The organism is Pseudothermotoga sp. U03pept (assembly GCF_051235805.1).
Taxonomy (GTDB): domain Bacteria; phylum Thermotogota; class Thermotogae; order Thermotogales; family DSM-5069; genus Pseudothermotoga_B.
In genome coordinates, this window is record NZ_JBPNXV010000001.1 from 415,478 (window position 1) to 442,153 (window position 26,676).

A 26,676-nucleotide genomic window follows, 5' to 3' on the forward strand; every position below is an offset into this window, starting at 1 on the left:
ACTAATCTTTTACCTCATCCTCAAGGAGGGGATCTTATGAAACCAAAGGCAATTGCAGCGATGATAGTTGCTCTCATAATGATCCTCATATCGTGTGGTGCACCAACTGCCATAAACAAAGCTCCACAGTTTGTCAGTTCGTCTCCGGCGAATGGAGCAACCGATGTATCAACCAGTACCTCTCTGAGTTGGACCTTCACCGATCCGGAGAATGACACACTAAACTATGAAGTGTTCTTCGGTGAAAACAAGAGCAATACGCCCTCGATCTACAAAGGCAGCCAAAACTCGACTCAGCGAGTTCTTGAACCATCTAAGACTTACTACTGGAGAATCATCGCCAACGATGGGCACGGTAACACAGTAGATTCCGGCTTGCTGAGTTTTTCAACGGTGAAGGTCAACAGAAAGCCAAACGCACCTGAACTCATTTCTCCAATCAACTCTGCGCAGAACGTTGATTATAAGTCCGTATTCTTCCAGTGGAGATGCACCGATCCAGACCAAGATCCCTTGAAGTTCGAGTTGTATCTTGACGGCTCATTTGTGGCGACAACGACTCGGTACGACTACACTATAAATAATCTTCAGCCAGGAAAGACATACAGTTGGTATGTTAAAGCCTTGGATGCAGAGTATTCTCAGATAAGCCAAAGTTCAACCTTCACAACTGCTTCTGTTGGTGAGAACAGAGCTCCAAACGTTCCGCAGGTTGTCTCGCCTCCAGATGGCGCACAGTCTGTGAACATACCCGTGATGTTGCAGTGGAGTTGTTCTGATCCTGATGGAGATCCTCTTAGCTACGATTTGTACTTAAACAATCAAAAGAAGCAAACTACAACACAAACGCAGTACATTTTGGATAATTTAACACCAAATACAACCTATCAATGGTATGTTGTGGCAAGTGATGGCACTAACACCACAACTGGTCCAACGTGGACCTTCACAACAAAAGGCATTTCCAACACGCCCCCAACTGCGCCTAAGAATCCAAAACCTGAGGATAAATCCACGGTCTACAGTACCGAAGTCACGCTGAACTGGGAATGTTCAGATCCAGATGATGACACACTCTTCTACGACCTTTACTTCGGTGAAAGTTCCGATGTGGCTGTCATACGTACTAACCTACAGACGGCGGCTGTTTTAATGCAAAACCTTGAGCCCGGTAAAAGGTATTACTGGAAGGTAGTTGCAAAGGATGGCAACAGTGAAAGTGAAGGAGCTGTTTGGACCTTTTACGTTGGAACTCAATCTGTGCTCAACAAGCTACTGGCTTTGAAAAACGAAGGAATCTATTCTATTGATTTCACAGCACAACCTGTTTCTGTCTTTGAAGTATCAACTTTGACAGGCAATGATTTTTACTATTATGATCAGGGTATCTACGTCATTGGTGATGAGTTGTCTATCTTAAAGGATTCACAGCTGGCAACTTCTGCAATTTCAGGCGACAGAATATGGGTTGGCGTTCTTAAACCTGTTCAAAGGATTATTGCAGGCACCATCAACGCGTGCACAATCGATCAGAGTACTTTAACAATTCTCGAAATTTCCGATAACAAGGCGAGTGCAGTGGCTTCTTTGGCACTGAACGAACCGAGTTCGTTGTTCGTCTGTGGTGAATACATCTATGTGTGTGATCAAGATGGATTGAAAGAGATCAACGCCGCAAATCCGTATGATCCAATATTAGAAAGAACATACTCATGTAATGCAAAAGATGTCTATGTCATTGACAATATGGTCTATCTTCTAACAGACTCAAAGATCTTGAAGTTGAAACGAGAAGATCTCTCTGAGATCGGTTTCTTTGATTTTCAGAATGGAAGACGCATTTGCTTTAACAACGGTTTTGTCTACGCGATCAACAACGAAAAGCTGGTGCAATTAGACGATAGTTTCTCCGAGATCGAAGAAGTGGACTTGGTAGCTACTTCTCTTGCTGCGAAAGGAAATATTCTGTATGTTGTCAGTGAAAATCAAATCACAGCGTTTGATGAAGGTCTAAATGAAATCAAGTCGATTGCTATCAACGGTGTGAAAGAGATTTTAGTCACACAGTGATTTTCAAAGACATCAGCACAATGAAAGTGGGGAACTGGTTGTCGAGTTCCCCACTTTTTGCTATGGTTGTTAAAGATTTTTCAAACAATTGCCCAAGCACAGTTAACAGGCCAAGTGTATAAAAAGTTTGTATGGCGAAATATTCAAACCCGTTCAGGGCACTCAGAAACAGAAACTATCTTCTTTTTTGGATTCCACAGACTGTGTCGTTGATCGGTACCTGGATCGACACTACTTTGCGTGGCTGGGTAGGAGTCAATCTTTACCCTGAAGATAAAGCCGCAGGGTTCATAGGGTTAATAGCTTTTTTGAAGGGCTTTCCGACCGTTGTCCTTTCACCTGCCAGTGGAGTTCTCATCGATTGGTTTGGCCCAAGGGAAGTTCTGTTCTTCACACAGCTCGCCGATACAATAAATGCGTGCATAATGGCATACCTTGTCTACAGAGGTATTTTAACACCTGCACAATTACTCATACTCAGTGTTTTGATGGGTGTTTCTGGCTCTTTTTATCTTCCATCGAGAAATACCTTCATTGGCAGCATAGTTCCCAAGAACCATCTTCCCAACGCACTGGCTTTGCACGCAATGATCTTCAACATGGCGAGAATGGTAGGACCATCGATAGCAGGGTTCATAGTGAAGTACTATGGTCTGAGCTTTGGATTCTTGGTGAACGCACTGTCCTTTGTGCCACTCTTAATAATTCTTCCAACGATACCGTCAAAGCACGAAAGGATTTCACGATCAGAAAGAGCCTTTTTCAAAGATCTTTCAGCAGGTCTTGGATTTGTCATGAAGGACAGAACACTGATGCTCACCTTCGCGTCTTTGACTGTCTATGCGATCTTTGGCATGCCTTATAGTATGTTGATGCAAGCTTTTGCAAAAAGCGCTGTGAGAACAGGATTAGTGGGTTATGGGTTAATCATGGGCTCTATGGGCCTTGGGGCGTTCTTAGGAGCCTTACTCGCTGGGAGCATGCAACCCGAGCAAGTTACTACAGTCAAAGAGGAGTACTTGATCCTTCTCATTGGCATGAGTACGTTCATAACTTCTGTCTATCCTGAAGCAGCGTATGTTATGTCTTTTGTGAATGGTGCGGGTCAGACGATCTTTTTCAACATAAGCAACAGTAGGACGCAATATCTATCTCCTGCCAACATGCGCGGTAGAGTTATGTCTGTTTATGCTTTGATAAACAACGGAGGCTCTCCAACAGGGACATTTCTCTTCGGTTTACTCGGTAATGCTATTGGTATAAAGAGTTCTTACACAATCCTTGGTGTTGCTATGATTGGTTATTTCGTGATCAAAAGATACCTGATCAGTCATCCTGAGAAACTCAGATCAAGTAGCTCACAGCGCTGATCAAAATCGTGGCAAAGACAATATACCTCAACCAATTTATGCCCTTCTTCAAAGCGAATTTGACACCTAAGTATGCACCTATCATACTACCTAAGCCGAGGATAAACCCCTCGAAGAACATGACTTTGCCATTCAGCAAGAAAATTATAAGAGACACGGGAGTGTAAAGAAGTACTATGAAAACCTTCAGGGCGTTGTTTTTGACCAGATCTAAGCCCAACAACGCTGCGGTGAAAAATATGAAGAAAAAGCCCACACCGGCTTGAATAAAGCCACCATAGACCCCTATGCCAAAAAAGGCAACAGTTACGAGAAAAATGTTCCTCTTCTTGTCTGACTGGCCAGCCCACATCTTCGGTTTCACGAAGAGAAAGATGCCCATGATCAAGAGTAGGATGCCAACCACTTTTTTGAGGAGTTCTTGATTTAGATCGATCACGATCAAAGTTCCGACGATCGAACCTATAACCGCTGGAATTCCACAGAGCAGAGAAAGTTTCAGAGGCAACGCCTTTCCTTTTTGAAAATTTCTCACTGCAACTATGTTTTGCAAGAGTATCGCAATTCTGTTTGTCCCATTTGCGACATCGATACCCATTCCCAGGAGTGTCAGCAATGGTAGAGTCAAAAGACTGCCACCACCGGCTACAACATTCAGAAAGCCAGAAGCAATACCAGAAAGGAAGACAAGGAAAAGTAGCATACCCTCACCTGATCTTTGTCAAGATCGACAAGAGTTGAACGAGATTCTCAAAGTCATCAAGTGAGATGTACTCTGCCTGGGAGTGTAAGTACCGAACGGCGAGTGTTATCGGTACCATCTTCGCGCCACTTTCCATAGCCACCGATCCGTCGGTGCCGCCTCCGGTGATACCGATCTGGACTGGGATAGTATGTTTCTGTGCCACCGAGAGTATTTTCTTCATCTCATCGTAGCTGGCAATGGCGCTGTTGTCTACCATTCTCAAAACTGGCCCATTACCACATTGAACATCTCCGGTGAGGGAAGAACAGCAGGCAAATGAATCGATCGCATAACACAGATCAACCTTATGTCTTGAAAGGAATGCCTTTGCACCCTTCAGACCTATCTCTTCCTGAACGGTCCAGACAAAGAAGATCTTTTGATCGATGTGCTCACCTATAGTATTTCTCAAGACATGCAGGAGTGCTACACAACCAAATCTGTCATCTAACGATCTGATAGACAAAAACTTTCTATTGAGTAAACTGACGTGCTTTTTGAAGACAGCGTAGTCCATAACATTTACACCTATCTCTTGTGCCTCTTTCTTATTACTCGCACCAATATCGATTCTCAGATTTTCCGTTGATTGATTACCCCCAAGATGAGGTGGATTAATACCAATGACGCCGTCTATGATACCGTTCTGAGTTACAACATCAAGATGAGCCCCGAGCAGCAATCTGTCGTCGAAGCCTCCCACCTTTCTGAAGTTCAAAGTTCCGTCAGAATTGACACCAGTGATCACAAGACCGATTTCATCCATATGAGCCATCAAAGCTACTGCTCTTTCACCATCGCCAACCTCAACGATCAAGTTCCCCAAGTTGTCAACTTGATATTCAACACCGTTGGGAAGACTCGAAATCAAGAGTTCTCTTATTCTCTCTTCTCTACCAGAGATGCCTTGAATCTTGCAGAACTCGACAAGTTCTTGTATGAGATTCTCCTTCATGAACTCACCTCAGGAGTATTATAGCAAATCGTTCGTATATGGAACCTTTATTCAATTCTATCGATCAAGAGAGAAAGCTTTTTCACGTATTTGAAGATTATGAAGATCAAGATAAGACACAATAGAACCGGAAGACCGATACCGAGGAGAATCACCAAAAAGTTGGTTTTGAACAGAGAAAACAACTGCTGTCTTGCGTAGATATACAGTGTTACGGGTAAAACCATACCGAGAGCCAAGGCGATGACAACACCCTCAATGAGAAAGACATGACCTGTGCTCAAAATCTTTGCGGGATTTTCCATCTCGGTTTTTTCCCTCTCTTTGAGTAGCAAATTCAGACCGAACACAGCTGCAAAGGTATACATCACAAAGATCAGCGGAATGAGAAGATAAACCATCCAAGGAACCTTGAAGTAGATCTGCAAGAAAACCACAAGTCCTGAAGAAATAACTGAATACAGACCGGCAGGAATGATCAATTTTGGCATGAGAACCTTCGAACAATCTATCGGCAGCAACTTCATGAATGGCCAACTGAGGAACTCTTGCTTCATCAGAATCGCCGTGTTCAGAGAAACATACATCGTACTGATGATGATGGTGATGAACAATGGTGTGGTGAACGAGTTTGTGGTGAATACAAAGATCACGCTGAAGACGACTGGATATATGAGCATGAAGATTCCTCGTTCGTGTCTGATCATCAGTCTCAGATCTTTGAAGAAGATGCCGCCGTGAGACTGAGTTGTTACAGACTTTCTCTTTTGTTTAATTCCTTTTTCTTCAAATTCAAGTCCTTCTGAGACTTTAAGCGATGCGAACCACAACATGATTAATGAAGTGAGCAGAAAAACTATGTATATGGGATTTTCTAAACCAATGATGGGCCAAGCAACTGGATTAAAGGGAGAAAGCAGTCTCTCACCGATGTTGATCAAACCAGGTAATGTCCCTGTATTAGTTTTTGACACCAGATTGGGTAACAATTGGGTGACCAAAACGAATACGGCGACTGTCAAAATCAAACTCAGTATGTTCATCTTCTTTGCACTGGATCTGCTCATCCACAAGCCAAAGATCGATGCGAGGAGAATCGAAAGAAATAGAAGAACAAGACACATCAGCACAGATGAGACAACCGCCAATACGAGACTCTTACCGGTGCTGAGGGCGTACGAAGGTACAACGAAAAGGTACATCACGACCACTATCGACTGCGTGATCAAAGTCAAAATAGCTTGGTACAAAACTATCGTTGAACGTCTTATGGGCATCGTCAGAAGAAGTCGAATTTCATCGTTCTTAACGAAGGTACTAACGAGACTTGGAAAGAATGAAAGTACAAACATCAATGCCATGAGTGCAGACCATTGGACGACTATTATGCTTGCCAAGTTGTATTTGCCGATATGAATCTGCGCAATAGATTTGAAGGTTTCGTAGAAGAGCATTGAAAGTGGTATGCCATAGACACTCACAGCCAATATGGGAAAAAGTAGGTTGGAAATGCGTTTTCTATTGGTCTTCTTTGGAGAAATCACAGGTGATCTCAAGCCATATTTCAGGAGCGTCAGTAACTCTTTCATTTTTCACAACTCCTTTATTATCGCTTCTATGTCTTCTCCATTGGCAGTTAGTTGTAAAAAGACATCTTCAAGACTCGCGTAGTTACTTTTGACAGAGTTCTTCAGTTCACTAAGTGTTCCTTCTGAAACCAATGTTCCTTGGTTGATTATCCCTATTCGCGTACACATCTTTTCTGCAATCTCTAAGACATGGGTTGTCATGAAGATCGTACTGCCTTCAGAGGCGTATTTCTGCAAAAGCATCTTCAAGATCTTCGCTGATCTTGCATCGAGCCCAACCGTTGGTTCATCGAGGAATAAGACCTCAGGCTTTCTCATCAGAACGCTCACAAGGTAAAGCTTTTGCTTCATACCGTGTGACATATCAGAGATCGCTTTATCCAGATAGTTCACTCCGAAAGCCTCACAGAGTTCTTCAATTCTTTCTTTAGTCTTTTTTCTATCGACTCTGTAGATTTCAATCACGAAATCGAGAAATTCGAAACCTTTCAAGTTTGCATACATCTTCGGTTCGTCGGGGACTACACCGATACGTCTCTTTATTTCCAGTTCATCGTTTTTCAGATCAAGACCGAGTATTTTCACTTCTCCAGTAGTAGGTTTCAAAGTTCCCGTCAACATCCTTATAGTAGTTGTCTTTCCGGCACCATTCGGTCCCAGAAAACCGTAGATTTCTCCTTGTTCAACAAAGAGGTTAACACCCTTCACCGCCCTGAAATTGCCGAAATCTTTCACCAGATTTCTTGCCTCTATGACTTTCACACGAATACCTCCCCTACTGAAAATCTCAAAGTTTTTCCGCCGCAAGACTGGCAAGTTTTGATCTTTCACCCTTTGTCAGTGTGATATGTGCCACCAAGGGATTTCCTATCAATCTCGAAGCGGCATAGACAAGGCCATTGCTGTCTTTATCAAGATAGGGGGTATCGATCTGGTATGGATCTCCTAAAAGAATAACCTTTGTGTCATCTCCGGCGCGTGTGAGAATTGTCTTGATCTCGTGTGGTGTCAGATTCTGTGCTTCGTCTACAATCATATATTGACCTGGTATGCTCCTTCCTCTAATGAAACTCAGAGCACTCAGCTCCATCAGATCTTTCTTCAAGAACTCCTTCAAATTCATCTGAACGCGGTCGAACAAAAACTCTAAATTGTCCATGATTGGTTGCATCCAAGGTTCAAGTTTTTCTTCCAACGAACCTGGGAGGTACCCAACGTCTTTTCCAACTGGTATCAAGGCACGCGTGACTATAACTCGCTTGTACTTTTTCTCTTTCAGAGTCTTTTCAAGCCCACACGCGAGTGCTATCAGAGTCTTGCCGGTACCTGCTATTCCAACAACTGTCACCAAATTTACATCGTCATCGAGCAAAGCATCCATCGCAAAAAGCTGTTGGTTGTTCAGAGGACTTATTCCCCAAACAATATCTGATCGATCCAGCAGAAGTTTCTTCACGACTTTGTTTTTGATTTTGAAGTATCCATTTTTCGCCTTGATGTATTGATTTTCTGGCATTTCTAAAGTTTGATCTTCCTCGATCTCTTGGTCGAGTTCTACATAACCAGGAGGTAGAGATGCAAGATCTGATCTATCTGTCAGATAATCTTGAGTGCTGATACCAAGTGCTGCTGCCTTTACCCTCAAGCTTATGTCTTTGCTCACCAAGATTGTTGGTACAGAGGAGGTACGCTTAAGCCTCAAGACATAAGCTAAAATCCAGTTGTCGATGTATTTCTCAAACAAGAATTCTGGAGCCTCTCTTCGACCGTCTGTTATGCTCATTACGCTTAACACACCACCGCTCTGCAATCTCACACCCTTTGAAAGATCTCCAGATGCTCTCAATTTATCGAGTTCTCTTATCACTTCTCGTGCTGATCTTCCAACAGAGTCTGTTCTTCTCTTCAATTTGTCCAGTTCTTCTAACACCGGTAATGGCAAAACGATGTTGTTGTCCTCAAAAGAATAAATTGACTCAGGATCGTGAATCAGTACATTTGTATCGAGAACATAGTTCTTCACCATTCTTTTCCCCTCCAAGTGTGGAGAAGCTCTGCAAGTTGTGCCTCGGTCAGTTGTCGACACATCTTTATGAATGCCTTTGCAGTCACAAGTGCATCGTCCAAAGCACGATGTTTTGGTTTTTCAAGACCGTATCTCTGTGCAAGCCAACTCAGAGTCTTACCTTCACCGAATAATTCCTTTGAAATCTCTCGAGTATCGAGGTAATTCACCGTTGGTGGGAAAACGCCTATTTCTTTGGCTGAAATATCAATGAAGGTTAAATCGAATTCAGCGCGGTGAAAGACCATTATAGATCTTCTCATGAAAGATCTTATCTTCTCGAATACTTCGTCGATCGTTGGTGCGCTTTCGATGTCTTCATTACTTATTCTGTGAACCTTTTCGACGATAGCAGGTATTCTTATCTTTGGATTTACAAGAGAGCTGTAGATAGATTTGTAGAGAATCTTGTTTTTGTAAACGGGAACTATTGCGACCTCAACTATTCGATCGCCCGCTAAGGGATCTGTGCCCGTAGTTTCAGTGTCCATGACGCAAAAGAGTCTTTCATCTGATATCAAGATAACCTTCCTTTCATGTGAACATCGATCTGTGGGAAAGGAATCTTTATTCCCGCTTTTTCAAACTCTCGCTTTATTCTTTGAGAAAGCGAGTTGATCGCATCAAAGTAGTTTTCTCTTTTTACCCAAAACAATACATCGAAGTCTATAGAAGAACTGGCAAAACTGTTGAAGGCGATGAAATTACTCACATCTTGCTTCTCAACGAGTGGTTCTTCATCAATACATCTCTTGAGTATCTCAAGCACCTTTGACAGATCAGAATCGTACGATACAGAGATTTTCATAGTCAATCTTCTCACTGGTCCAGGCCAGTAGTTGGTTATCTTGGTTCCCCAAACCTGTTTGTTGGGAATGAGCACCTTTTTGCCGTCAAAAGTTCTTAGAACAGTGTGGTTGTAATTGACAATCTCAATCGTACCACTCGTACCGTCTATTTCGACAACATCTCCTTCTCTAAGCTTCCCAGTCAACAAAACTAAAATGCCAGACACAAAATTTGATAATGGTTCTTGAAAAGCCAAACCAATTACAAGACCACTCACTCCAAAGGCAGTCAGGTACGGTATCAAACTTATCTCCCAAATGTTCAGAAAGACCATCAAACCAATTAATAAGACTATTGTCCCGATCACCAATCTGACAGTATTTTTCATTCTGAATTCTTTGCTCACCTTTTGGATACTCTTGATGATGAATCTGCATAGGAGCCGATAGACAGTATAAGAGATAGTCAGCAATAAAGCAGTTTGAATGATCTTAAGGACCAGTTCTTTTGACATCGCTCTCCTCCTTTCACGTGTAGATTTTACTACAGATTGTCTGCCATCAAATTTGATCGATATTTTGAGATATAATTTATTTGGATTAATGACTTCTATCCAACGATGAGGAGGATGATTATCCACAATGCCGCTGCAGACATCCTCAGGTAGGATCTATACTTTTATCTCGAGTTTTATAAGAGAGTCGAGCAATGCAAAAGATCCAGAATCACTCTTAGCCTCTTTAATAAGAATTGTTCAGAAGTTCATCAACTGTAGGTGGGTCGCTATACTGGACAAGAGTCTCAAAGTGAGGAAATCTGACACACCTGAAATTTCCATGACAACTGAGCTACTCGAGATGGCAAAATGGTCTGTCGAAAAACTCTCACCCACCTCAATAACACAAGATGGAATGACAATTCTCATATTTCCACTTGTTAAGACCGACAGAATCCTCGGTGTCTTGATCGCTGCCACAAATGAAGAACCTGTCTTCGAGATATTAGAGGTCATACGTACTTTAGCCTTTCTTTCAGCTGTGGTGTTAGAGAACCTTGAACTTTATGACTCACTTGAAAAGCAGCACGAAATAGTTGAGGAGACCATGAAATACATGCAGCAGATATTCAATTCCTTTCCGCAAATGGTCGTCGTCTTCAATTCAGAACTTCAACAAGTTTTTGCCAATATACAGTACTTACAACATGAAGGCGAACCGAAGCTCACAGAAGTTGTGCACAAGACAGCTCGAGCGATTATCACGAGCAGATCACGACAGGTGAGCGAAGTTGAGTCAGAAGGAACCTTTTATTCTATAATTGCCGAGGCTATAGAGTACGAGAATGAACCTCAGGTTTTGATCACCATAACAGATGTCACGAATACAAAAGAGCTGGAACGCTTGAAAGCGATCGACAGGTTGAAAACAGATTTCGTTGCCAGCGTGTCTCACGAACTGAGGACTCCTCTAGCAGCGATCAAGGCTTATTCTGAAACAATGCTGACAACCTTGGAGGATCTTGACAAAAATCTTTTGAACGACTTTCTGCAGGTTGTATACAAGGAGAGCTTGCACCTGGAGAGTCTCTTGGACGAACTTTTGGATTTTGCAAAGATCGAACAGAAGGCGTTGTCACTCGAAAAGACAAAGTTTGACTTAGCAGAGCTCGTTAAAGAGGTCGTTCAATCAATGACTGAGTTTGCGAAAAGTAAGGGTGTAAGGCTCGAATACGAAATAAATGAACCTCTTTATATAACAGCAGACAAGAAGAGAATCAAGCAGGTTTTGCTAAACCTTTTGAGCAACGGTGTTAAATACAGCAAAGAAAATTCAGAGAACAAATTTGTGAGGATCTCTGCAAAAAAAGACGGGCAGTTTATTTTGATCTCAGTGATCGACAACGGTGTCGGGATACCAGAGGAGTTTCACCAAAAGGTTTTTGAAAAATTCTTCAGAGTGGGATCTGCTTTGGATTACAGAACAGATGGTGCTGGTATCGGATTGACAATAACCAAAGAGATCGTAGAATTACACGGTGGGAGAATCTGGCTTGAGAGCAAGGTGAACGAAGGCAGCATCTTTTACGTACAGTTGCCCTTAGGAGAATGAGATATGCAGCTTGAAGAGATTTTGACGAGAATTGATGAACTTCCAACACCTGATCCAATCGTTCAGAGGATTGTTTCCGTGGCTTCAGACCCTGATGCTTCTGCTAAGGATTTGGCAGAGGTTATAAAGTTAGACGCGAGTTTGACTGTGCGCATACTCAAACTCGTGAATTCTGCGTACTACGGCTTGCCCAGAAAGATTGTCGCACTGAACGAAGCTATAATGATCCTCGGCTTCAAAACCGTTAGGAACATAGCCCTCAGCATATTCACTTACAGTTCTGTCCTGAGGAACAATAGAAGATCTACTGTTGATCACTATCAACTTTGGAAACACTTTCTTGGTACTGCTGTGGGCAGTGAATTGTTGGCACAGATGATTGGTTATCCAAACAAAGAAGAGTTGTTCATATCAGGGTTGCTTCATGATATAGGCAAGGTTGCGCTCGATTACATTTTTCCAGAGGCATTTGGAGCTGTTACCAAGCTCACGAAAAGCCTTAAGATTTCTTTCATGCAAGCCGAGGAGAAGCTGAATCTACCTAACCACTCTGTTATCAGTGGCAAGATGATAGAAAAATGGAACCTTCCTGAGCTTGTGGTTCAGTCAGCAAGCGGTCATCATTCGCCAAACAATTTTTCTGATTCAGTCTACTCAGATGTAGTTGCAATTGTTCACGTTGTCGACTTTTTGGTGAATCTCATGAAATATGGAGACTCGTACACCTACGGAGGTCTGACTTTATCTTCCTTTGCACTGAATGTACTGAGTATAAAACCACATTTCTTGACGAACCTCGCAGAAAAGTTGAAACTCCGTTTGCAAGAAGCAGAAGATTTCCTGAGAATAGAAGAGGAGGTGTCGTAATATGAGACCTGATTACAGAAAAGCCATGCTGGAGTCAGAGATAACAAAACTCGTCACTCAAGCGCTTCGGGAGGCAAAGGATCCAAGATTAAAAGATGCGTTGATAACAATCTCTCGTTGTGAACTTTCAAAGGACAAGAAGTTTGCCGATCTCTACGTGAGTGTGATGGGTGATAGAGAAGAAAGGGCAAAGATCGTCGAACATCTGAACAAGATCAAGGGATATTTCAGAACATATCTCGCAAACAACTTGGATCTTTACAGTGCCCCACAAGTGAAATTCAAAGAAGATCCTGGAATCGAAGCCAGTGTAAGAATACAAGAGCTGTTGAACAAAATCAAGGAGGAAAAGTGAGTGACTCAAGCGGGGATCTTGTTGACGGACAAGCCAGAGGGACCCACCTCACATGATGTCGTCGATGAAGTCAGAAAGAAGCTGAGGATTAAGAAAGTCGGGCATGCTGGCACACTCGATCCCTTTGCATCTGGATTACTCATTCTTGGAATTGGCAGCGGCACGAGAATCTTAGAATACTTGATGAATCATAACAAAGTGTACCTTGTGACGATGAGACTTGGTACCATTACAGAGACCTTTGACATAACAGGACGGGTTGTTGAAGAAAGGGCTGTGAATCTTTCGACTGAGAAGATACTGCAAACCTTGAAGTCCTTCGTCGGGAGCTATATGCAAGTTCCACCGGCTTATTCTGCCAGAAAGTACAAGGGCGAAAGGCTTTATGAGTTGGCAAGAGAGGGTAAGATCGTAAGATTACCACCAAGGCAAGTGACTGTATATCGCATAGAAGAAATCGCCATAGAAGGCAATGATGTCACCTTCGTCACAGAGGTCTCCGCTGGTACTTATATCAGATCGCTCTGCATGGACGTAGGCTATGCGCTTGGTTGCGGTGCGACTGCAGTAAAACTCAGAAGACTTTCGATAGGACCATTTGAAGTAGTTAAAGCCATAAATGTCTTTGAGAGCGACGAAAGAACTATACTATCTCATCTGAAACCACTTTCAGAGGTTTTGGATATGCCTAAGGTCTATCTGAGAACTGATGGCTATGAAAAAGCGATCAACGGTAACACATTAAGAGTTTACGATGTAGAGAGATTCGAAAAGTTTTCAAAGAACTGCTTGGTACAGGTGATCTATAAAGATCAGCTACTGTGCATAGCAAAAACCGAAAGAGCCTCGAGCTTTGTAAAGACTCTGATCGATGAGAACCGAAATGAACCACTTCTAAAACCTGTGAAGGTACTCAAAGAAAAGCAACCTTAAAAGCCGGCAAGTTCAAGCGACATGTTCTCTTTGATAGTTGTAAAAGTCTTCAAAAGGAGGAAAAGGCGCACGTAAGTTTCAGGATTCTTGCGCTTGAACAAGATGAGGAATTATGTTGCCACAATAGGAGTCTTTGATGGCGTACACATAGGACATCAGAGATTGCTTGAGCGTGTGAGGCAGTTGTCAAAAGATCAGGGAAAAAAGAGCAAAGTCTTTGTGATTTCGTATCCATTTGAGTATTTTCTTGAGAATTTCGATGGTTTGATAATGACAGTTGAAACAAGAGCTGTAGAACTTGCAAAATTCGTCGATGAGGTTGAAGTTATCGATTTGTTGCAAGTCAAAGATCTGCTGGCAGAAGATTTCTTTGAAAGGTACTTTTCAAGAGAGTGTTCTGCTTTGATAGTCGGTGAGGATTTCAGATTTGGTAAGGGGGCTTTAGCCGATGTTCATAAACTTGCCGAAATGTGTCAAAGAGAGAGAATAGAGCTTGAAGTCGTTGAGGACATAGTCGATTCCACAAAGATGCGAATCAGTAGTTCTGTGATAAGAAGGTATATCAAAGACGGTCAGATTGAAAAGGCAACTGAGCTTCTGGGCAGAGATTTTTCTATTCACGGTTTCGTAGAACGAGTACTTGAGAAACCGCATAACACTGCTGTCGTTGGTTTGGAAGATAAGCTCGTTGTTCCTGAGAAAGGAACCTTCAAATCGAGAGAAGAGTATTCCAGAACAACTGGTGTTGTGAGATTTGCAGATGGAATACTTTTCGAAGCAGAAGGTTTTCGACCCGCTCAAGGCAGCATCGTTGAGATAGTTCTATTGGAGCGCGAGGAGGGTGATTCGCTGTGAGTATTGGTGTTGTCACTGGGACAAACAGCGCGAGTCCCTATAGTTTCTTTGTGAGGCTTCATCAGGAAAAGAACCGTCCCGTGCACATGGTGCAAATAGACGATGTAGTGAAGGTTGTCTTCTCTTACAGACCTTACGGTGAGATGATCTACTACGGTATTGTGACAGAGATAAATGCAAGATGGGATTTTGGGGTTAACTCGGGTTACGAAGAAGAAGTGGCACTCAAGGGTTTGCTTCCTACTTTCCCAGTTTACATCGCCACTATTACCACAACTCGTATGCTGAAGGTTGAAGATGGCAAGATCACAAGCGATGCCCCACAGGTTCCCCCGCCACCTGGGACTGAGGTTTTCATGGCAAAAGATCAAGAAGTTGATGTTGCGCTTGGTTTTGACGAATTGATCAAACAAGACACAGCTGTGCCAGTTGGGGTTTTCAAAAACGGAAGACCGGCATATGTCGATGTGAGATACATACTTGGCGAAAACGGTGCACACATAAACATCTCTGGACAATCAGGTGTTGCTTCGAAAACCTCTTATGCAACCTTCTTGGTGAGATCCTTTCTGGATACAGGCAAAAGACTCAAGGAAAAGAACGAGCTCATGGCATATCTGTCACGTTCGAGATTCATCATCTTCAACGTTAAAGGCGAAGGATTGCTCTTCTTGGATAAATGGTCAAAAGACTGGAAAAATCTCGAGAAGGAAGAGACCTGGAAACAATGGAAGAAGATGTATGATTCTATGATGATCAATCCCCAGCCTTTTGAGAAAGTCAAATTCTACGCTCCGAGGAGATCGACGAAGAACATGCAACCATGGTCTAATAAAAGGTACGATAAGATCTTCTCATATGGTTGGGATTGCATAGACATATTCAGTATGGGTTTATTCGAACTGATTTTCGATCCAGAGGAACTCGAGCTGAACCAAAATCTTCAGCTGGCTGTGACGACAATACAGGAATTCTTTTACGAAAGGTTGGAAAGAGCAGTTCAAGATGCGGCTAAATATTGCGAAGACGATGCTTGTTTACCATCAACGTCTAACGATGAGATCATACTGAGAACGGCAATTGCCCACGGTTTTGATGTAGTTACACGAGCAGGACTGCCTGAGAAAATAGATGACTTGCTGAAGATGTTCACGACAGATATTGAGTTTTCAAAAAAGATGGAAGAGGAACTGCGCGGGAAATCGACGATTATGGCGTTGATAAGAAGACTAAAATCTATTAAGAACATCGGTATGGACCTCATTTGGGTTCCGACGAGTTTTCTGTCGAATGAACTTGGGATCAAAGAAGAGCATCGAATAGACTGGGATCAACCTGGTCAGGTAACCGTCATCGATATTTCAAAACTTCGTCCCAGAATCCAGTCCTTTGTCGTTGGTGCAGTGCTGGTCGAGGTAATGCGTTCCCGCGAAGAGAAGACCGATCAAGATCCTGTCTTCATCTTTCTTGATGAATTGAACAAATATGCACCACGACACGGTGGAGGACCTCTTGGCAATCTGTTCAGAGACATCGCAGAAAGAGGAAGATCTTTCAGAATCATCATGATAGGCGCAGAGCAAACAGCGTCTGAGGTAGATTACCGAATAATAACACAATCCTCAACGACTGTCGTTGGAAGGCAAAAAGGTGCCGAGCTGGAAAAACCAGAGTACTCACACCTGACCTCGGAGCAAAAAGAACGAGCTGCACTTCTGCAACAAGGGGAAATGATAGTCGACCAACCTTTCATGAGAATACCGATAACTGTCCGTTTTCCATTGCCAGCTTGGTGTACGAGAGAGGACGGCTATCATAGTAATGAAGAAGAGATCAAGGGAATAGAGAAAAGACTCTTTTAGGAGATGAGCGAATGATTCTGAAGAACGCTCTCGTGTATAACAACGGAAGATTTGAAAAGAAAGATCTCTTCATTGAGGGAAAGATCTTTGTTTCCAAGTCAGATGGTCCTGTTCTCGATCTATCTGGTATGTACGTTATATCGGGATTTGTCGATTCACACGCTCATGTACTCGGTGTTGGCCACAAGTATGGCTATCTCAACTTGGAGAAGGTTTACTCGCAAGAGGAATTGATCGCATTGGTAAAAGATTGTACAGATCTTGTCATAAGGGGAAGAGGTTGGAGTGAGGAAAAGCTTGGTGGTTATCCAAACAAATCTCTGCTCGATAAGATAGAAAAGCCCATCGTGCTGACGAGAAGATGCGGTCATATAGCAGTCTTGAACAACGCCGCAATGAAGATAGTAGGTCTTTACAAAGAAGACGGCATCTTCAGAGAGAAAGAACTTGATATAGTGAGAGAAAGAATAAAAGATGAGAATCCAGAAAGATACTTTACCATAGGCCAAGAGCAGTTTCTCAAACACGGAGTAACCTTCGTTCACTCTGATGATCTTCACGGAATAACCTGGCAAGATCTGAGAAAACTTCTGCTGAAAGCAAGGATCAGGATCTTCGAAAAGCTCTATTTCTCAAATTTAGAAGATCTTGAAGAGTTCGACGAATTTGGCACTCTCACAGAGAATGTTTTCATAGGTGGTGTGAAGCTCTTTGCCGACGGTTCCTTAGGTGGCAAGACGGCATATCTCAGTGAACCCTATGCTGATGAGAGAGAGTACCGTGGCATGAAGTTGCTTGACTCCAAAACGATAGAGGAATTTGCGAAAATCTGCTATCAGAAGCGAGTTCAACTTTGTGTTCACGCTATAGGCGATGGTGCCGTTCACGAGGTGGCAAAGGCATTTCAGAGATATCCACGCAACAGAATAATTCACGCCCAACTTGTCAACGAAGAAGATTTGCCACTGCTGAGACAAACACACTTCAGCGTTCAACCGCACTTTGCTTTTGAAGATCAAGAACTCATTCAGCAGAGAATACCCAAACACTCAAAGGTACTCAAATACGATTTTCTGAGATTCTTCAAAGAGGGTTTCGAGCTGTCTTTTTCATCAGACGCACCGGTCTCACCAGAGGATCCAAAATACATAATGCAGAGCGCTTTGAGGATGGGGTTCGATCTTGCCAACGCAGTTGAGTTGTACACAACAGCGGGAGCAAAGGCAGCAGGTGTCGATAAGGTTGGAAAAATTTGCGAAGGTTATTTCGCTGATTTCGCTGTTTACGATAGAAATCCATTAAAACTCGAAGATGATCCAGTGGCAGTTTATCTTTCTGGTGAACTGGTCTGGCAGAGATAGAATGGAGCAGGCGGTGGGACTCGAACCCACACCCTCCGCCTTACCAAGGCGGCGCTCCACCTCTTGAAGCTACGCCTGCTTACACTGTCAGTATATCAGAAATGCATTTTCTTGTGAACTACCCATGACTAAAATCACGGGCTTCCTGCTTCATTGACTGAGCTTGCCGCTGAAAAGATAAACTTTGACTTTTCAGCAGTAGAGACCCAGTCTATTAGGCTCGGATCGTCCCAACCCTACGTATTTATTGTAACATAAATCACAGAATAAATCAAGTTGGAAAACGCTTATGCTATCATCTGTTTTGACACGTATAAGTTACTCATGTCTAAAGACACGAGAATGTTGTTACGTTTCAAGAGTAGTTTGCTGTTTCTTGAAACAACAGAGTTTATAATCAACTTGGGTGAGAGACGTGAGTACTTTTTTGGCTGCGGCGACGAGTATAGCCTTGGTCCTTTCTGGCGGTGGTGCGAGAGGTGCATACCAAATAGGTGTTTGGAAGGCGTTGAATGAACTTGGCTTCAGCATCGCGGGCGTCTATGGTACCTCAGTAGGTGCGATAAACGGTGCCATGGTCGCACTCGGAGATCTCGAATTCGCAGAAAAGAGCTGGCTTGAGGTAACCTTTGAAGACGTCATGAACATACCAGAGAGTGTGCAGAAGATCCTCAGTGGTAGATTCAAAGACCTCAGTGTACCAGAGGCAATAGACGCAGCCAAACAACTGATAAGTGAAGGTGGCGTTGATGTGACTCCTCTGCGCCAAAAACTGAGAGAACTTCTGCCAGAAGACAAGATACGGGCTTCCAAGGTTCACTACGGTTTGGTTGCCTATTCCATCTCCGAACTGAAACCCTATATGCTCTACATTGAGGATATACCATACGGTATGTTGGCTGATTACATACTCTCAAGCGCTAACTTTCCACTTTTCAAGCGAGAAGAAATTGGTGGTAAGCTCTTCATCGATGGTGGGGTGTATAGCAATATACCACTCAAAATGGCTGTCGAAAAGGGTTACGAGAACATTGTTGTGGTTGACATAGGTACGGTTGGCATCGCTGATATACTTGAGTACATAAAGATCTTCAGCAGTCAAGGGAAGATAGAGTACATAAGACCAAGAGAACACTTTGGAAGTCTTCTGAATTTTGATCCAGAGGTGTTGAAAAAGTACATGACCGAGGGCTATCTCGACACACTTGCTCATTTCGGCAAGATCTTTGGTGATCATTACTACATCAGTGACGATATCGACTTGATTTGGGAGCTCTTTACCAAAATGGGAAGTGTTGAAAGAGACATAGCGGCCTCATTACTCGGAATTCATATGCCATCTGCCTTACCTGTGAAAGTTCAGTATGAGGAATACATCTTGCCTCGACTGAGGTTGGAAACACTCTCCTTTTTTGCCCAACCGCAGGTCGTTAGTAGAAAGTTGCTCGAAGATGTCGCACGGTTTCTCAAAGTGGAAAGGCTTAGACTGTACAGTAGCCATGAATTGCTTGGAGCGATCGTTCACGCATCTTCACCAGTAGGTTTTCTTGAAAACCTCAGATACAAAACTAAATACCAGAGGCTGATAGATTTTCTGATCTTTCTATACAAGAACAGCAAGAAAAAGGGTTTAGAGGACTTGATCCAGTAGAGATTTTGTCGATCGATACTCTCCGAAGATTGCATACTCCGAGAGTTTTCTCAAAAGCTCGAAAGAATTGCTCTCAGTGGCGCTGTTTATCAAAAACTGTATGTAAGATGACCCGATGTCCTCGAAAACAACCTTTGCATTTTCACCAATGAATTTCTTGATGATTCTTGCCTTTTTCTTGAGAAGATCTATGTCTTGCATTCTTGAAGATTGCATCTTTGTGCCACGCTTGGGCACGAGGGGGTTGAAGGAAAACTTCACCTGCTTGTATCCCATCTTCTTCATCTGTTTGGCATACTCTGAGATTTGCTTGAAGTCTTCTTCGGTCTCTTCTTCGAAACCATATATCATGTACAACTTGATTGAATCAAAACCAACCTTCTTACCCAGCAGTAGGGCATCTTCTATCTGTTGGTTTGTGAATCTCTTTTCGAGTTTCATTCGTATCTTTTCGTTGAATGACTCCGGCGCTATCGTAAGACTCTGTTGATTCAACCTGAGAAACTTCAGGAATCTCTCGTTGAGTCTGTCGAGTCTGAGTGATGAGAAGGAAACCTTTATCTTTTTTTCCTCAAACCAAGGTAATAACTGATCAAGCCAAGGATAGTCTGTCACATTGGATGCAATTAACCCAACGAACCTAAAGTTCTGCAGCATGTTCTTCAAAACTTGAGGTTCAACAAACCTCACAGGTTTTTTCAACGCACCCATCATGCAAAAACTGCAGTTCCAAAGACAACCGCGTTCTATCTCAATAAGCATTCTGTCTGAAAATTCACCTTTCGTTGAAATCACCGGATTCATGGGAACTAACAGATTGATGTCTTGAAAAAACGCGTTTTTCGTTGCAGTTTTCCGTCTTGTGGGGACTGTTGCAAAGTCTATCTGCGAGATTTTCTCTAATATTTTTTCTCGATCTTGACATACAAAGACTTCATCGAGATCTTGCAACATCGCTTCAAAATCACCGTGCAGAACAACATCGGCTATGGTCTTGAATATTGGGAGATCGGTGTACGTGAGAGCGCCTCCAAAGATGATAAGAGGATCAAAACGTCTCCTTTCTGTATTGAAAAGCGGTATGCCTTTTTTGTTGAGCAGCCAAAGAACATTCATTAGATCGTTCTCAAAGTTCATAGCGAAAGCCCAGATGGAAAATTCATCAAGCGGTGTGAGACTGTCAAGTGAGTAGAATTTCTGAAAACCTCTTTGAATGAAAAACCTTTCACATCTCACTCTGTGCAATCTATTGAAAAGCTTCCAGACCAGATTGAAACCAAGGGATGAAGATGCGACTTCATAGGTGTTGGGAAAAATGAGGGCAACCCTTAGGTCGCCCTCAAGATCAATTTCTTCTACTGTTCTTTCGCTTGATTTGAGTTGTTTAATGGTCTGAAATTCATCGAAAGACCTTTTGTCACGAGGACTTCTCAACAGAGGTCCTCCTGAGGTAGTTTCTTGAAACAACTGCTCTGACAAACTCCATCTCTAAAATCTTAGATTCGCCCTTCATCACGATCCCACGTAGCTTGATTTTGTTGTCTGTGACATCGATTACTTTTACACCAACTGCAACTCGCTCCGAGAGGTGTACAGGCAAGAGGTGCCTGATATTTGCTTCGATTACAACGGAGATATGTGATTCATCCAAAAGGGGTTGAATGAGATCGTAAGCAACGTGAAAAACCAAGGCACTCAGTCCAGAGGTGCTTGCAAAGGAGAGTAATCTCATTTCTTGATCTTCATCCCAATGACAGGATTCTTCGACTACTACATCAACTGTTCTGCTCTTTCCTCGAAGCTGCTCCAAGTTCATCATGGTTCATCATTTCCTCCCCCAGTTCGCTTTTCAAGATCCTCCTGAGCTCCTCACCTTCAAGAACCTCACGTTCCAAGAGCAACTCGACCAATTTATCAAGCTGTGCGTGATACTTCGTTAATAGTTCTTTTGCTTTATCATAGCATTCGGTGACGATCTTTCTAACTTCTTCATCGATCTCACTCGCCACATCTTCGCTGTAGTTTCTCATCCTCGTCAGTTCTTTACCCAAGAATATCTCTTGTTCCGTCTTACCCCACGACAGTGGTCCTAACCTTTCGCTCATACCAAACTGGCAAACCATTCTGCGGGCAAGTTCGGTTGCTCTCTCTATGTCTGATGCAGCACCTGTTGTGACTTCTTGGAATATAAGTTCTTCCGCGGCTCTTCCGCCCAAAAGGCTTGTGATTTGATCCAACAGTTCCTGTTTCGTCACTAAGTAACGGTCTTCTGAGGGCAACTGGAGCGTGTATCCAAGGGCTCTGTAACCTCTTGGAATGATCGAGATTCTGTGAACAGGGTCGGCATTTGGAAGCAAACTCGAAACGATTGCATGTCCGACTTCGTGATAAGCGACTACACGTTTTTCTTTTGGACTGATCACACGAGATTTTCTTGCTGGTCCAGCTATAACTCTATCAATAGCTTCTTCAAAATCTGCCATCTTTATCTTATCTCTGCCATCTCTTGCAGCAAGCAATGCTGCTTCATTCACCAGATTTTCAAGGTCTGCCCCAACGAACCCCGTTGTACGCTGTGCCAAGACTTTTACATCCACGTCATCACCAAGTGGTTTATTCCTGATGTGAATCTTGAGTATTGCTTCTCTGCCCTTTACATCTGGGGTGTCCAAAACAACCTTCTTGTCGAATCTCCCAGGACGCAACAATGCGGGGTCAAGTATATCAGGTCTGTTGGTTGCAGCCATCACCACAATACCTTGCCTGATGTCAAATCCATCCATCTCCACGAGCAACTGGTTTAGGGTCTGTTCGCGTTCATCGTGGCCTCCACCAAGTCCCGCACCTCTGTGTCTTCCTACGGCATCGATTTCGTCTATGAAAACAATACAAGGAGCATTTGCCTTTGCCTGACCAAAGAGGTCACGAACCCTTGCAGCACCGACACCGACAAAAAGTTCTACGAAATCGGAGCCACTGATGTGAAAGAATGGGACATTTGCTTCGCCTGCGACAGCCCTTGCCAAAAGCGTCTTACCGGTACCAGGTGGTCCAACCAAAAGAATACCTTTAGGCATCCTTGCACCAATCTTAGCAAAGCGATTGGGATCTTTCAAAAACAAAACGGTTTCCTTCAGTTCTTCTATCGCCTCATCTACACCAGCGACATCGTTAAAGGTAACGCGACCTTGACCGGGTTTACTCATCTGTGCCCTGCTCTTGGTAAAGGTAAAAGCTTGGTTGTTTCTGCCAGAGACTGTGCGCATCATGAAGAAAAACATGAACAACAGGAAACCTATGAACAGAACATTTCCGATTATGTTGACCCAGAAGGAACTACTCACTCCCTTTTCTCCTGTGACTCTTACTCCCTTTTCACTCAAAACTTTGATCGTCTGAGAATCTTGGGGAAACCAAGGTGCATATATCTCGTAGTATTCTCCTCGCTTGGTTGTCACTCTGAGCATCCCGTCGTCTCTCACTACAACTTCAGCGATCTTAGTTGGTTCTTCGTATGCCATTTGTATGAAGTCACTGAAGCTCATCTTTGATGGAGCTGAGCTCTCGAAATAAAAAGATCTGACCAACCAGAAAAGCGAGAGTATCACAAGCGCTGCGAATATCAGCGATATATAATTTGGACGATTTCCGTTCAAATCACTTTCCTCCTTTCACTTCTCTCTTTAAGTATACAACTGTATGGATCATTCAGCAAATTCAAAACAAGAAGATCCTTTTTCTTTTCTTTGAAACTATTGTTTAGATAGACGTATGGAACCCAAATGACTTCGTCGCCGACACAAACCAAAGGCATTTCGTCTCTGAGAAAATGTGGAATCTTAGCCTCTATAAAGAGATCTTTCAATTTCGTTGTAGAGATCCTGTCACCTTTCTTGCGAGTTCTAATCGTCGTTTGACGTGCGTTGATGAATACATGACGATCTGACTTGACATCTTTCGATAGTTCAAAGAGCCACTGGTTGAATTCGTATACGCCTTCATTAGAGAGTATCATTTTCTGAACTGGTCGATTAATCCTTTCAACACTGAAGAACTCAAAACCCTTTTTCACTTTTACCGTGTCTGATACATCTATCGTCCATGAACTCTCTTTCAGCTTTGATACGATCTGTTCTATTTGCCGATAGCCAAGCTGACACTGATACTCTTCTACACAAAATTTGAGCATCTCTACGATCTCCAGCTCGTCCATTCCCTGTGAACTGAAAATAACTCTGTTCTTGAAATGGCACAGTCTGTCTTTGAACCTTTCTCTAATCTGACATGCATGCCTTGAAAACAGGATAGCCGAAAAATGAACCTGTTTGAGTGTGCTTTCCACATCTTCGTTTAAAGCCCTGACAGCAGGCATTATCTTGTGTCTTATGTAATTTCTGGCATAGGTAACATCGAAGTTGGATTCATCTTCAATGTGTGGTATTTGATTTCTCATCGCGTATGCTTCTATTTGATCTCTTTTGAGATACAGAAAAGGTCTAACCTTATGACCATCTTTTGGCAACATACAAACCAAGCCCGTCAAGCTAGTTCCTCTGATCATCCTGTATAAAATTGTTTCGGCAAGGTCATTCAAGTTGTGACCAAGTGCAATGCAATCACAGCCGCTTTTCTCTCTTGTCCTTTCAAGAAAATCGTATCGCAAGATTCTTGCGCCTTCTTCTATACCAACCTTTCTCTGTGCACAAAAACTTGGAACATCTACTCTCTCAACGTGAAGTTCTATACCAAGAGTAACACAGAGTTCTCTAACGAATTCCTCATCTCTGAACGCGTTAGAGCGAATGAGATGATTCATATGAGCTGCAACGATCTCGATATGAAGAAATCTTTGAAGTTTCAAGAGTACGTGCAAAAGGCTCATAGAGTCTATTCCACCGGAAATAGCAACCAAGACTTTAGAGCTGGGAGAGATCAACCGGTGGTTTTCAATGAATTTGAACACCTGGACTTCAAGTTCATCAAGGGGCACAACAACACCTTCTGATGAAAAAATATGGAGCCAGCGAAGGGACTCGAACCCCCAACCTACGCATTACGAATGCGCCGCTCTGCCGGTTGAGCTACGCTGGCTCGCCGAAAGATCTTTTGCAATAAAATTATACAGAGATGCTTCTGAAAAATCAAGCTCGATTGCTCAAACTCACCTCAGCAGATCGATCAACTTGTACCAGATAATTCCGAAGATCTCATGAATCGCTGCCAAATTGGCATCAAGGGCATCTCTGTTGGGTACAAAATCGATCCATTTGAACTCTGCGTGATCGTACAAGTAGTTTGATGGACAAGGTATTACCTGCACGCCAACGCTTTTGAAAGAGTAGATTGCTCTTTTCATATGAATTGCCGAAGTCACAAGGAGTACCTTTTCAAAACCATGCTCTCTGATTATCTCAAGGGTTCTCAAGGCGTTCTCGTATGTCGTTCTTGCGGTGGATTCAACGATGATATCTTTATCGTCAAATCCCAGTTTCAGGGCTTTTTCTTTCATCACCTCGGCTTCTGGCACACGATCTGTCTGAGGTATCTTGCCACCTGTTATGATCAGTGGCAAATTCCTAAGTTTTGCCATCTCTAAACCCTTTAACAACCTCGATGCGGTGTGAAGGGAAAGTTCATAACCATATGGTGTTTTCACAACTCCTCCGCCGAGTACAACCACGGCATCTGCCACTTCTTGATCACAAGAGATGCTGATCTTTTCGATCGGATTGAGCAAGAACAAAACTCCTATGCCGGTGCTGAGAAAGTAGAAAACAAAAGCCAAAATGAAACTCACAAAAGACAGTTTTTTCTGTCTTTTCACTGCAAACAACGCCGCTACCAGAAAGAGTGTTACAAAGACGCCTGGTGGCAAGACAAAGCCTTCAGCGATCTTCTGAAAAACAACCATTATCATCCCTCAACAACTCAAGTGCTACTTCAACATGCATTTGAGCACCTATAAGCAGAGATTCTTCGTCTATGTCAAAATAAGGTGAATGGTGGGGTTTGTCGATGCCCTTATCGGGATTGGAAGCACCGATAAAGTAGAAAACGCCAGGCACTCTTTGCAGGAAGAAGGACATATCTTCGCCGCCCATTGTGGGTGGTACTTCTATCACGTTTTCTGCCCCTACAATCCTCTGTGCAACCTTTCTGACAAAACCAGTCAATCTCTCGTCGTTGAAAAGAACTGCCGTTCCATTTTTGTGATCGATTTCATAGTCTATCTCGTTTGCAACAGCTATACCCTGTGTGATCTTTTGTATCTGTTCTCTGATTGTCCTTCGAACCTCTTCATCCAATGATCTGCTTGTACCCTCAATGATTGCTTTTTCAGGAATGATGTTAAAGGCAGTGCCTGACTCAACCTTGCCAACACTGATCACAGCACCTTTCAATGGATCTATCTTTCTACTCACAACTGTCTGCAATGCCATTATCAATTGCGCGGCAGCAACGATTGGATCTCTACACTGATGAGGAAGCGCACCATGTCCACCCTTGCCCTTGAGCACAATTCTGAATTCATCTGCAGCAGCCATGAGTGCACCCGATCTCAGACCTATCTTTCCACACTCAAGAGGTGTCCATAAATGAATCCCAAAAGCGAAGTCTACCTTTGGTTTTTCAAGAACACCTTCTTCGATCATAGGTAAAGCTCCACCAGGAGGGAACTTCTCTTCGGAAGGCTGAAAGACGAACTTTACATTCCCGCATAGCTCACTTTGATGAGATTTCAAGATCTTGGCGGCAACGAGCAGCATAGCCGTATGCCCGTCATGGCCGCAGGCGTGCATCGCACCATCTATTTTCGAACGATACGGCACTTCGTTCAGCTCTTGCAAGGGCAAAGCGTCCATATCTGCCCTGATCATTATCGTTCTTCCAGGCTTAGCACCTTCCAAAAGAGCTACAACACCGGTCTTTGCAACTCTTTCAACGTGCAAACCTAAGCCTTCCAAATATTCCTGAACCTTTCTTGAGGTTCTGTGCAACTCAAAACCCACCTCAGGATACGTGTGAAAATCCCTTCTCAGATAGGTGAGTTCATCTCTTAAAGAAAGAACTTCTTCGCTTATCATCTTAACCCTCCTGAAA

The 26,676-nt window shown here is 43.1% G+C and carries 23 protein-coding genes and 2 tRNA genes; 10 read left to right on the forward strand and 15 right to left on the reverse strand.

Features of this window, described 5'->3' with window-relative positions:
* The first annotated feature begins 36 nt into the window (after window positions 1–36).
* Both ACSFC1_RS02100 and ACSFC1_RS02105 read left to right on the forward strand, forming a co-directional pair.
* Window positions 37–2,070 carry an Ig-like domain-containing protein gene (locus ACSFC1_RS02100; RefSeq protein WP_435564476.1) on the forward strand — a complete coding sequence of 678 codons (2,034 nt, stop codon included), beginning with the start codon at window positions 37–39 and terminating at the stop codon, window positions 2,068–2,070.
* 131 nt (window positions 2,071–2,201) lie between these two features.
* Window positions 2,202–3,440 carry an MFS transporter gene (locus tag ACSFC1_RS02105; RefSeq protein WP_435564477.1) on the forward strand — a complete coding sequence of 413 codons (1,239 nt, stop codon included), beginning with the start codon at window positions 2,202–2,204 and terminating at the stop codon, window positions 3,438–3,440.
* Here the strand turns inward: ACSFC1_RS02105 and ACSFC1_RS02110 are convergent.
* From ACSFC1_RS02110 to ACSFC1_RS02140, 7 genes are read right to left on the reverse strand one after another with little or no spacing between them, the layout of a single operon-like run.
* Window positions 3,415–4,143 (reverse strand): sulfite exporter TauE/SafE family protein, encoded by a 729-nt coding sequence (locus ACSFC1_RS02110; protein ID WP_435564478.1) that lies wholly within the window; start codon window positions 4,141–4,143, stop codon window positions 3,415–3,417. The two genes, ACSFC1_RS02105 and ACSFC1_RS02110, sit on opposite strands and share 26 nt — an antisense overlap.
* Window positions 4,144–4,147: 4 nt before the next feature.
* Entirely contained in the window at window positions 4,148–5,140 is a 993-nt protein-coding gene (locus tag ACSFC1_RS02115; protein ID WP_435564479.1) for a M42 family metallopeptidase, read from the reverse strand.
* A gap of 47 nt (window positions 5,141–5,187) precedes the next feature.
* A complete protein-coding gene (locus ACSFC1_RS02120) occupies window positions 5,188–6,729 on the reverse strand; it encodes a hypothetical protein (protein ID WP_435564480.1) in 1,542 nt (513 codons plus the stop codon).
* A 3-nt stretch (window positions 6,730–6,732) separates the two neighbouring features.
* Window positions 6,733–7,491: an ABC transporter ATP-binding protein gene (locus tag ACSFC1_RS02125; RefSeq protein ID WP_435564481.1), complete on the reverse strand. Its 759-nt coding sequence runs from the start codon at window positions 7,489–7,491 to the stop codon at window positions 6,733–6,735.
* A gap of 25 nt (window positions 7,492–7,516) precedes the next feature.
* A complete protein-coding gene (locus tag ACSFC1_RS02130; RefSeq protein ID WP_435564482.1) occupies window positions 7,517–8,755 on the reverse strand; it encodes a PhoH family protein in 1,239 nt (412 codons plus the stop codon).
* The gene (locus tag ACSFC1_RS02135; RefSeq protein ID WP_435564483.1) at window positions 8,749–9,315 is read right to left on the reverse strand and encodes a 3'-5' exonuclease; all 567 of its coding nucleotides are present in this window, start codon (window positions 9,313–9,315) and stop codon (window positions 8,749–8,751) included. The genes ACSFC1_RS02130 and ACSFC1_RS02135 overlap by 7 nt, the downstream gene beginning before the upstream one ends.
* On the reverse strand, window positions 9,312–10,097 hold the full coding sequence (locus tag ACSFC1_RS02140; protein WP_435564484.1) for a mechanosensitive ion channel family protein: 786 nt from the start codon (window positions 10,095–10,097) through the stop codon (window positions 9,312–9,314). The genes ACSFC1_RS02135 and ACSFC1_RS02140 overlap by 4 nt, the downstream gene beginning before the upstream one ends.
* Window positions 10,098–10,224: 127 nt before the next feature.
* On the opposite strand from ACSFC1_RS02140, the gene ACSFC1_RS02145 reads away from it, so the two are divergent.
* From ACSFC1_RS02145 to ACSFC1_RS02175, 7 genes are all read left to right on the forward strand, one after another.
* The gene (locus tag ACSFC1_RS02145) at window positions 10,225–11,691 is read left to right on the forward strand and encodes a sensor histidine kinase (protein WP_435564485.1); all 1,467 of its coding nucleotides are present in this window, start codon (window positions 10,225–10,227) and stop codon (window positions 11,689–11,691) included.
* Window positions 11,692–11,694: 3 nt separating this feature from the next.
* Complete coding sequence (locus ACSFC1_RS02150) at window positions 11,695–12,558, forward strand: HDOD domain-containing protein (protein ID WP_435564486.1); 864 nt, start codon at window positions 11,695–11,697, stop codon at window positions 12,556–12,558.
* A 1-nt stretch (window position 12,559) separates the two neighbouring features.
* Window positions 12,560–12,913, forward strand: coding sequence for a 30S ribosome-binding factor RbfA (gene rbfA, locus ACSFC1_RS02155; RefSeq protein ID WP_435564487.1), 354 nt, complete (start codon window positions 12,560–12,562; stop codon window positions 12,911–12,913).
* The gene (gene truB / locus ACSFC1_RS02160) at window positions 12,914–13,846 is read left to right on the forward strand and encodes a tRNA pseudouridine(55) synthase TruB (RefSeq protein WP_435564488.1); all 933 of its coding nucleotides are present in this window, start codon (window positions 12,914–12,916) and stop codon (window positions 13,844–13,846) included.
* 102 nt (window positions 13,847–13,948) lie between these two features.
* Window positions 13,949–14,701 carry a hypothetical protein gene (locus ACSFC1_RS02165; protein ID WP_435565966.1) on the forward strand — a complete coding sequence of 251 codons (753 nt, stop codon included), beginning with the start codon at window positions 13,949–13,951 and terminating at the stop codon, window positions 14,699–14,701.
* Complete coding sequence (locus ACSFC1_RS02170) at window positions 14,698–16,563, forward strand: ATP-binding protein (protein ID WP_435564489.1); 1,866 nt, start codon at window positions 14,698–14,700, stop codon at window positions 16,561–16,563. The genes ACSFC1_RS02165 and ACSFC1_RS02170 overlap by 4 nt, the downstream gene beginning before the upstream one ends.
* A gap of 11 nt (window positions 16,564–16,574) precedes the next feature.
* Entirely contained in the window at window positions 16,575–17,924 is a 1,350-nt protein-coding gene (locus ACSFC1_RS02175) for an amidohydrolase family protein (RefSeq protein ID WP_435564490.1), read from the forward strand.
* Between the two features lie 2 nt (window positions 17,925–17,926).
* On the opposite strand, the gene ACSFC1_RS02180 is transcribed toward ACSFC1_RS02175, so the two are convergent.
* Window positions 17,927–18,003, reverse strand: a tRNA-Thr gene (locus ACSFC1_RS02180).
* A 336-nt stretch (window positions 18,004–18,339) separates the two neighbouring features.
* Here ACSFC1_RS02180 and ACSFC1_RS02185 point away from each other — a divergent pair.
* A complete protein-coding gene (locus tag ACSFC1_RS02185; protein WP_435564491.1) occupies window positions 18,340–19,575 on the forward strand; it encodes a patatin-like phospholipase family protein in 1,236 nt (411 codons plus the stop codon).
* Here ACSFC1_RS02185 and ACSFC1_RS02190 read toward each other — a convergent pair.
* From ACSFC1_RS02190 to ACSFC1_RS02220, 7 genes are all read right to left on the reverse strand, one after another.
* Window positions 19,555–21,009 (reverse strand): B12-binding domain-containing radical SAM protein, encoded by a 1,455-nt coding sequence (locus tag ACSFC1_RS02190; RefSeq protein ID WP_435564492.1) that lies wholly within the window; start codon window positions 21,007–21,009, stop codon window positions 19,555–19,557. The genes ACSFC1_RS02185 and ACSFC1_RS02190 overlap by 21 nt on opposite strands.
* Window positions 20,993–21,394, reverse strand: a complete 402-nt coding sequence (locus tag ACSFC1_RS02195; protein WP_435564493.1) for a thioesterase family protein — start codon at window positions 21,392–21,394, stop codon at window positions 20,993–20,995. Before ACSFC1_RS02195 ends, ACSFC1_RS02190 begins: the two co-directional genes overlap by 17 nt.
* Entirely contained in the window at window positions 21,351–23,231 is a 1,881-nt protein-coding gene (gene ftsH, locus ACSFC1_RS02200; RefSeq protein WP_435564494.1) for an ATP-dependent zinc metalloprotease FtsH, read from the reverse strand. The genes ACSFC1_RS02195 and ftsH overlap by 44 nt, the downstream gene beginning before the upstream one ends.
* Window positions 23,228–24,565, reverse strand: a complete 1,338-nt coding sequence (gene tilS, locus ACSFC1_RS02205; protein WP_435564495.1) for a tRNA lysidine(34) synthetase TilS — start codon at window positions 24,563–24,565, stop codon at window positions 23,228–23,230. Before tilS ends, ftsH begins: the two co-directional genes overlap by 4 nt.
* Before the next feature lie 25 nt (window positions 24,566–24,590).
* A tRNA-Thr gene (locus tag ACSFC1_RS02210) sits at window positions 24,591–24,666 on the reverse strand.
* Window positions 24,667–24,736: 70 nt separating this feature from the next.
* A complete protein-coding gene (locus ACSFC1_RS02215) occupies window positions 24,737–25,486 on the reverse strand; it encodes a YdcF family protein (protein WP_435564496.1) in 750 nt (249 codons plus the stop codon).
* Window positions 25,461–26,660, reverse strand: coding sequence for a M20 metallopeptidase family protein (locus ACSFC1_RS02220; RefSeq protein WP_435564497.1), 1,200 nt, complete (start codon window positions 26,658–26,660; stop codon window positions 25,461–25,463). The genes ACSFC1_RS02215 and ACSFC1_RS02220 overlap by 26 nt, the downstream gene beginning before the upstream one ends.
* Between the last annotated feature and the right edge of the window lie 16 nt (window positions 26,661–26,676).

Bases quoted from the DNA above. Each gene is read 5' to 3' on its own strand.
- rbfA (WP_435564487.1), top strand. From the start codon at position 12,560: ATGAGACCTGATTACAGAAAAGCCATGCTGGAGTCAGAGATAACAAAA.
- ACSFC1_RS02150 (WP_435564486.1), top strand. From the start codon at position 11,695: ATGCAGCTTGAAGAGATTTTGACGAGAATTGATGAACTTCCAACACCT.
- ACSFC1_RS02105 (WP_435564477.1), top strand. From the start codon at position 2,202: ATGGCGAAATATTCAAACCCGTTCAGGGCACTCAGAAACAGAAACTAT.
- ACSFC1_RS02165 (WP_435565966.1), top strand. From the start codon at position 13,949: ATGAGGAATTATGTTGCCACAATAGGAGTCTTTGATGGCGTACACATA.
- ACSFC1_RS02110 (WP_435564478.1), bottom strand. From the start codon at position 4,143: ATGCTACTTTTCCTTGTCTTCCTTTCTGGTATTGCTTCTGGCTTTCTG.
- ACSFC1_RS02115 (WP_435564479.1), bottom strand. From the start codon at position 5,140: ATGAAGGAGAATCTCATACAAGAACTTGTCGAGTTCTGCAAGATTCAA.
- ACSFC1_RS02140 (WP_435564484.1), bottom strand. From the start codon at position 10,097: ATGTCAAAAGAACTGGTCCTTAAGATCATTCAAACTGCTTTATTGCTG.
- ACSFC1_RS02130 (WP_435564482.1), bottom strand. From the start codon at position 8,755: ATGGTGAAGAACTATGTTCTCGATACAAATGTACTGATTCACGATCCT.
- ACSFC1_RS02120 (WP_435564480.1), bottom strand. From the start codon at position 6,729: ATGAAAGAGTTACTGACGCTCCTGAAATATGGCTTGAGATCACCTGTG.
- ACSFC1_RS02195 (WP_435564493.1), bottom strand. From the start codon at position 21,394: ATGATGAACTTGGAGCAGCTTCGAGGAAAGAGCAGAACAGTTGATGTA.
- ACSFC1_RS02215 (WP_435564496.1), bottom strand. From the start codon at position 25,486: ATGGTTGTTTTTCAGAAGATCGCTGAAGGCTTTGTCTTGCCACCAGGC.
- ACSFC1_RS02175 (WP_435564490.1), top strand. From the start codon at position 16,575: ATGATTCTGAAGAACGCTCTCGTGTATAACAACGGAAGATTTGAAAAG.
- ACSFC1_RS02100 (WP_435564476.1), top strand. From the start codon at position 37: ATGAAACCAAAGGCAATTGCAGCGATGATAGTTGCTCTCATAATGATC.
- ACSFC1_RS02145 (WP_435564485.1), top strand. From the start codon at position 10,225: ATGCCGCTGCAGACATCCTCAGGTAGGATCTATACTTTTATCTCGAGT.
- ACSFC1_RS02220 (WP_435564497.1), bottom strand. From the start codon at position 26,660: ATGATAAGCGAAGAAGTTCTTTCTTTAAGAGATGAACTCACCTATCTG.